Here is a 6,651-nt window from a genome sequence, read left to right as displayed (position 1 = left end):
CTGAGCACCTCCATCACCCGCCCAGTCGGGGCCAGGTGCTCGTCGACGGGCTCCACGGCCGCGTTCCACTGCTTGCCCGTCGCCTGGTAGACGGGTGGGGCGAGCCGGTTGGAGGCGGTCTCGTCCGGGCCGAAGATGCGGAAGTTGTCCGGGTTGTCCCGGATCACCCCCGCCAGCCACTCGCCCAGCACGCGGGTCGCTTCCCCGGTTCCCGCACCCCGCTCGGCCGGGTCGACCGGCTGCGCGTGCTTGTGGAAGTCCGGGAGCCGCAGCGGGACGGTGAGTTGTCCGCCGTTGCCGGCCGGGTTCGCGCTCATCCGCCGATCCCCGTCCGGGGCGATCGCGACCGTGGCCGGGCGGGGGGCGCCGGTCACGTCGAACAGCCCGTGCGGGCGGTAGGACGCCAGCCAGTCCTCGAGGATCCGCAGGTGCTCCGGATTGTCGCGGACCTCGGCGAGCGGCACCTGATGTGCCCGCCAGGTGCCCTCCACCGGCAGACCGTCGATGATCTTCGGGCAGGTCCACCCCTTCGGGCTGCGCAGCACGATCGCCGGCCACGCCGGCCGCCCCTCCAGCGTCCCCGCCGCCGCGGCGGCCTTGATGTCCGCGATCTCATCCAGTACCGCATCCAGCACTGCCGCGAAGGCCGCGTGGGACTCACGCGGGGTTTCCCCATCGAAGCCGACCGTGACGACGTGGGGGTCGTGGCCGTAGCCGCGCAGCAGCGCGACCAGCTCTTCCTCGGGGATGCGGGACAGCACGGTCGGGTTGGCGATCTTGTACCCGTTCAGATGCAGGATCGGCAGCACCACCCCGTCGTGGGCGGGGTTGAGGAACTTGTTGCCGTGCCACGCGGTCGCCAACGGCCCGGTCTCGGCCTCCCCGTCACCGATCACGCAGGCGACCAGCAGGTCGGGGTTGTCGAACGCCGCCCCGTAGGCGTGGACCAGGGAGTAGCCGAGCTCGCCGCCCTCGTTGATCGACCCCGGCGTCTCCGGGGACGCGTGCGAGGGGATCCCGCCGGGGAAGGAGAACTGCCGGAACAGCGCCCGCAGCCCCTCTTCGGTGCGGTCGATGCCCGGGTAGCGTTCGGTGTAGGTGCCGTCCAGGTAGGCGTTGGCGACCATGCCGGGTCCGCCGTGCCCGGGCCCGGTCACGTACAGGGTGTTCAGGTCGCGGTCGCGGATGGCACGGTTCAGGTGGGCGTAGAGGAAGTTCAGGCCCGGGGTGGTGCCCCAATGGCCCAGCAACCGCGGCTTGATGTCCTCTGGGATGAGGCGGTGGCGCAGCAGCGGGTTCCCCTGCAGGTAGATCTGGCCGATGCTCAGATAGTTCGCCGCCCGCCACCACGCATCCACCGCCGACAGCTGCTCGATGGCGGCATCGGTGGTGCGGTGCGCCCACGCGGGGGGTGCCGGTGTGGGGGTCATGGTCGGTCTCCTTCCGATCCGCGGCCGCTCGGGTCGCGCCAGGTGCGAATGACGGTGGTCATGGTGTTGCCGCCGGGATGAGGACGGTGGCGGTGGTGTCGCGGATCCAGACCACGCCGCGGTCATCGACCAGGACGATCGCACCGTCCCCGGTGACCCCGAGGGCTTGGACGGTTCCCGTGGTGGTGCCGACGTTCTCCCAGCCGGTGCCGACTAGGCGTCGCAACGTCCCGTCGGTGTCCACTCCGACCACCCCACCGGTTGGGTCGGTCTCCACCAGGTACAGCAGTGGCGCGTCCGGCGCCGGGGTGAAGGTGGCGCCACCGTCGGTGCTGTGCTGCAGCCCGTCCTGGGTGGCGGCGTACAGGGTGCCGTCGGTCGCGGCGGCCAGGTCGACGGCGGGCAGCTCGGCACCGTCCGCCCAACTCTGCCCGCCGTCGCTGCTGGTGCGCAGCAGCAGCCGGGAGGATCCGATCCCGTACAGGGTGCCGTCGCCGGTGACGGTGAGGACGTGGAAGTCCTCTTCCCCGGTGAACGCGACCGGTTCCCACGAGGCGCCGGCGTCGAGGCTGCGGATGATGCCGAGGTTGGGGGCGCCGAGCTCCGCCGGGGTGGACGGGCCGGGGTGCCCGGACGCGTAGAGGGTGTCACCGGTAGCGGTCAGTCCCATCGCGTCCAGGTCGATGCCACCGACCGGGCCGGTGACGGTGCCGTCCTCGCCCAGCGTGTACAGGCCGGTGTGGGTGCCCAGCAGCACGGTGCTGTCACCGGCGTCGACGATGCCGTGCACATGCCCGAACCCGGCCGCGGTGCCCGCGGGGGCATCGGGCTCCGCAGGGGTGGTGCTGCAGCCCGTGAGCAGCAGCGCGACGGTGACGGTGGCCGTGATCGCCAGTCTGCGGGTGGTGGGAGAGATCATGAACGGAGGTCCTTTCCGTGCGGGTACGCCGGATACCGGTGACCGCACAGGGGTCGAGGGTGGGGACTCGGACGGGACCGGCATCGGGAGCGCGGGTCCCGTCCGAGGGGTACCGGGTCAGAGGCTGGCGAGGATGTCCTGCATCGTGGTGATCTCGGCGGTCTGCCCGTCGATGATCTGCTGCGCGAGGGCGGCCACGTCCGTGTTCTGCCCGTCGGTGAGCACCGACTGCGCCATCGTCACGGCGCCCTCGTGGTGGGCGATCATGCCGTTCAGGAACAGGCGGGTCGCCTCGACCCCGGTCGCGGCATCCAAAGCGGCCATGTCGTCCTCCGACATCATCCCGCCGCCCATGTCCATGCCATCCATTCCGGACATGGAGTCGTCGTACGGGACGCCCCACTCCTCCAGCCAGCCCTTCATGGTCTGGATCTCCGGGTCCTGTGCGGCCTTGATCTGCTCGGCGAGGTCCACCACCCGCTCGTCGATGCCGTCTTTCGCGAGGATCTGATCGGCCATCTCGATGGCCTGCTGGTGGTGCGGGATCATCATGGTCACGAACATCTCGTCCGCGGCGTTGAACGTGGCGGCGGACTGGGAGGGGGCGGTGCTGGTCATCCCCCCGGGTCCGTGGTCCATGCCGGGCATGGTGCCGTCGGTGGGGGCGCAGCCAGCGAGCACGAGCACGGTGGCCAGGGCGCCGGCGGTCAGCGCGAGAGTACGAAAACGCATCAGGGGTGTCCTTATCTAGTCAGTCGGTGAGGGTCTGATTCACTGCCCGGGAGGGCACGGTGCAGCATCCCCAGCGGGGTCGCCGGGGTGCAGACGGACTCAGGTACGACTGATGGACAGGACAAGCAGTGAGGGCGGGCGGGGGTGCGGCAACCCGGCCAGCAGCATCCGGGTTTGGGAGCGGGCACGCGCGACCGCGCGGGTGAACAGGCCCCGGAACGTCGGGGCGAGCAGGACGATCGCCGCGGCCAGCAGCGCCAGCACGCACACCATCATCAGCAACGAATGATCCGGCACCCCCGCAGGGGTGCCGCACCCGTCCTGGCAATGACCCCCAGCGGCCTCCGCCGCAGCTGTGGTCATCGGCGTATCGTCGGCAGCGGCTGGTGCGGAGCCGACCTGGCTGTGCGTGCTCATCGCGCTGGTCTCTGATGCCAGGGCGGGCTGGTGGGACCCGGTCAGGATGTGCATGGACAGCAGCCCTGTGATGATCGCCAGGGCGATCGGAGCGGCCAGCAGGAGCCGTCGCACCCCGGGGCTCAGACGCGCGTGCGAGCGAATCACGTTCACGACCGACCTCCTTCCCGTCCAGGGTAGCGGTGCCCTGCCTCCGCGACGCGGTCAGAACACCACGCACGGGGCGAGGCGCCCTCCCACCCAGCATATACCCATCCGGGGTATCCGGGGGGGACGTGTCGCGGTCGCCCGCGGCCGCCGATGAGACCCGCCTCGGAGACGGCTACCCGCCAGGGGTATGCTGGCGACATTGAGGAAGGAGCGTCGACGGTGAATCAGTTGGTGGCGCGACGACGGGCACTCGGGTCCCGGCGCGCCCTGTGGTTCTACCTGGCCGCGGTGACCGCGATCATCGCGGGACTGCTCGCGATGCACTCGCTGAGTCTGGAAGAGGACCAGGCGGGCGCTGTCGTCGCCGCCGCCGTTGCGGCTCCCGACACCGCCGCCGACATCCTGGTCAGCGGGGTGGTGACACCCTCGTGCGATGAGACGGTCTGCGGGACGTCTCATGCTGTAGCTGCCGTGACGTGTCTGCTCGCGTTGCTGACCCTGCTCATCCTGGTGTTACCCGCCCGGGACGGGTGGATGTCGCTGCCGGCGTGGCTGCGATCCCTCCCCGGCAGGTCGGCCTCGTTCACGTCCAGGTCGGCTCTTCTGCGGCCCTCCCTGATCGTTTTGTCGATCAGTCGCACCTGATCAACGCTCAGCTCGCGCCCGCCCTCTAAGCCACCGCTGGCGCGTCCCGTCTGCGTGATGCCGCCGACGGCCACGATGTGCGCCCCGAAGCGCGCCCCGCCTGCAGCACCGTGTGTGACCCGATTCAGGATTATCGCCGCCGAAGCGGCACACTTCCCGGCCGCACCTCCTGGTTGGACCGTGTGACGGCGGCGGCGACCGTGCTCACCTTCATCGTCCCCCTCCTCCAGGAAAGTCTTGTATGCCCGAACCCGCCCTTTCTCCCCCGACGACCGGTATCGATACGCGCCGCGCTGCGAGAGCCGCCCTCTCTTCCCCACCCGTGCCGACGCGAGGCGATCGACGCCGTCGGCCTACCCGTAACGCCCGGACACCTCGACACGCGCCTCGCAGCACGCTCACCCACCATCGGATGCTCGCCGGCACCGTGATGTTCACGGACGCTCCCCTCGCCGCGCTGCCGTTGCTTATCACGTTGACGCCGGAGCCGGTGTTCGCCGTCGAGGCGACCCGCACCCCGGTGCGCGCCCAGTCGTTCACCACCCCCGACACCGTCACCGAGACGGTGATGGTGCGCGGGGACTACACGGTGGCTGTGACCGGCCCTGCCGGGACCGAGTCGTACGCGCACACCGCGGACACGTTCACCAACGACCCGGCGTCGGCGGTGCAGTGGCCGTTCACCGTGGGAGTGCCGATCAGCAGCACGTTCGGCTATCGCACCCGGCCGTGCCCGTGCTGCTCAAATTTCCATGCCGGACTGGACATGACCCCCGGGATCGGCACCCCGATCCAGGCGATCGCCGACGGGGTGGTCACCACCGCGACGGAGCAGGGCGGCGCGTACGGGGTGTACGTGGTGATCCGACACGAGATCGATGGGCAAGTCGTGGAGAGCGTCTACGCGCACATGCGGGAAGGGTCCCTCGCCCTGACCCCGGGACAGACCGTGCGGGTGGGGCAACTGGTCGGCCGGGTCGGGAACAGTGGACGCAGCACCGGTGCGCACCTGCACTTCGAGATCCGCACCGGAGGCGAAGCGGTGGACCCGCTGGCGTGGCTCCCGGCGAGGGTGAGGCCCTGATGGACGCACTCCTCATTGTGGCTCCGGCGCTGATCCCGAGCCCGGGGATCAGCTTCGTGCAGGTCGGGCCGTTCCAGATCCGGTTCTACGCGCTGGCGATCCTGGCCGGGATCGTGCTGGCGGTGCTGATCACCGGCCGTCGGCTGCGGGCGGTCGGGCATCCGGCCGGGGTCGTGGTGGATGTGGCGATGTGGGCGGTGCCGTTCGGGATCCTCGGCGCCCGGATCTACCATGTGCTCACCCATCCGGGCGACTACTTCTTCCCTGGCGCGGACCTGTGGCGGGTGCTCTACATCTGGGAGGGCGGGATCGCGATCTTCGGCGCGATCCTGGGCGGGCTGGTCGGGATCGTGATCGCCACCCGTCGCGCCGGGATCCCGGTGCTGCTGTCCCTGGACGCGCTCGCCCCGGGGATGCTGGTCGCCCAGGCGGTGGGGCGGCTGGGGAACTACTTCAACCAGGAGCTGTTCGGCCCGCCCACCACCTTGCCGTGGGGGTTGCAGATCGACCCCTCAGCTCCCGCGATCCCGCCGGGGACCCCGGCGGGGACCCTGTTTCATCCGCTGTTCCTGTACGAGCTGCTGTGGAACCTGGCCGGTGCCGCCGTGATCGTGCTGCTCGAGCAGCACCGCCGCCGGCACGGCCGGATTACGTTGGGCGCCGGGCGGAGTCTGGGCGTGTACCTGCTGTGGTACGGGGCAGGGCGGGCGGCGCTGGAGTCCATCCGGCTGGATCCCACCGAGCTGCTCGCCGGCGGGCTGAAAGCGAACGTGCTCACCGCCCTGGTGGCCGCCGCACTGGGGGTCGGGCTGCTCGCCCACGCCTCCTGGCGCGCCCGCCGCCGCACACCCGTCCGGGAGAGGGAGGATGCGCGTGTCGATCCGCAGTGAGCAGGCCCCGCAGCTGCCCGCCGATCACGTCGACCGGCCGGTGGAGGAGCGCACGAATCCGCGCCTGAGCGTGTCGGGGTGGGCGCGGTGGGCGTGGCGGCAGCTGACCAGCATGCGCACCGCCCTGGTGTTGTTGCTGCTGCTCGCGGTGGCCGCGATCCCCGGGTCGTTGGTCCCGCAACGCTCCTCCGACCCGAACGGGGTGATCCAGTTCGACAAGACCAACCCGGGCTGGATGTGGGCGGTGGACCTGCTGCAGCTGCACGACGTGTTCGGGTCGGTGTGGTTCTCCGCAATCTACCTGCTGCTGTTCGCGTCGCTGATCGGCTGCGTCATCCCCCGCATCCGCCACCACCTGACCGCGCTGCTCGCCCCGCCCCCGGC

Annotated in this window: 8 protein-coding genes; 4 read left to right on the top strand and 4 right to left on the bottom strand. The window is 70.6% G+C overall.

Annotated features, from left to right (window positions below):
- The 4 genes from AC1Q49_RS15815 to AC1Q49_RS15800 all read right to left on the bottom strand — a co-directional run.
- On the bottom strand, positions 1-1,430 hold a 1,430-nt coding region (locus AC1Q49_RS15815; RefSeq protein WP_492493331.1), incomplete at its 3' end, for a phosphoketolase family protein.
- Positions 1,431-1,488: 58 nt separating this feature from the next.
- Positions 1,489-2,349, bottom strand: a complete 861-nt coding sequence (locus AC1Q49_RS15810) for a F510_1955 family glycosylhydrolase (protein ID WP_492493329.1) — start codon at positions 2,347-2,349, stop codon at positions 1,489-1,491.
- 117 nt (positions 2,350-2,466) lie between these two features.
- Complete coding sequence (locus AC1Q49_RS15805; protein WP_492493327.1) at positions 2,467-3,081, bottom strand: DUF305 domain-containing protein; 615 nt, start codon at positions 3,079-3,081, stop codon at positions 2,467-2,469.
- A 99-nt stretch (positions 3,082-3,180) separates the two neighbouring features.
- Entirely contained in the window at positions 3,181-3,651 is a 471-nt protein-coding gene (locus AC1Q49_RS15800) for a DUF6153 family protein (RefSeq protein ID WP_492493325.1), read from the bottom strand.
- Positions 3,652-3,867: 216 nt separating this feature from the next.
- On the opposite strand from AC1Q49_RS15800, the gene AC1Q49_RS15795 reads away from it, so the two are divergent.
- From AC1Q49_RS15795 to AC1Q49_RS15780, 4 genes are all read left to right on the top strand, one after another.
- A complete protein-coding gene (locus AC1Q49_RS15795) occupies positions 3,868-4,293 on the top strand; it encodes a DUF6153 family protein (protein WP_060958957.1) in 426 nt (141 codons plus the stop codon).
- Positions 4,294-4,705: 412 nt separating this feature from the next.
- The gene (locus AC1Q49_RS15790; protein WP_492493322.1) at positions 4,706-5,377 is read left to right on the top strand and encodes a M23 family metallopeptidase; all 672 of its coding nucleotides are present in this window, start codon (positions 4,706-4,708) and stop codon (positions 5,375-5,377) included.
- A complete protein-coding gene (gene lgt / locus AC1Q49_RS15785; RefSeq protein WP_492493320.1) occupies positions 5,377-6,267 on the top strand; it encodes a prolipoprotein diacylglyceryl transferase in 891 nt (296 codons plus the stop codon). The genes AC1Q49_RS15790 and lgt overlap by 1 nt, the downstream gene beginning before the upstream one ends.
- Positions 6,245-6,651 (top strand): cytochrome c biogenesis ResB family protein (locus tag AC1Q49_RS15780; protein WP_492493318.1); only part of this gene is annotated, 407 nt, incomplete at its 3' end. The genes lgt and AC1Q49_RS15780, both read left to right, overlap by 23 nt.

The organism is Microbacterium sp. MPR-TSA4 (assembly GCF_058792815.1).
The sequence above is the reverse complement of the archived record's forward strand: the minus strand, read 5'-3'. Positions and strand labels throughout refer to the sequence as shown.

Coding starts and splice junctions, on each gene's coding strand:
- lgt (WP_492493320.1), top strand. CDS start 5,377: ATGGACGCACTCCTCATTGTGGCTCCGGCGCTGATCCCGAGCCCGGGG.
- AC1Q49_RS15810 (WP_492493329.1), bottom strand. CDS start 2,349: ATGATCTCTCCCACCACCCGCAGACTGGCGATCACGGCCACCGTCACC.
- AC1Q49_RS15805 (WP_492493327.1), bottom strand. CDS start 3,081: ATGCGTTTTCGTACTCTCGCGCTGACCGCCGGCGCCCTGGCCACCGTG.
- AC1Q49_RS15790 (WP_492493322.1), top strand. CDS start 4,706: ATGCTCGCCGGCACCGTGATGTTCACGGACGCTCCCCTCGCCGCGCTG.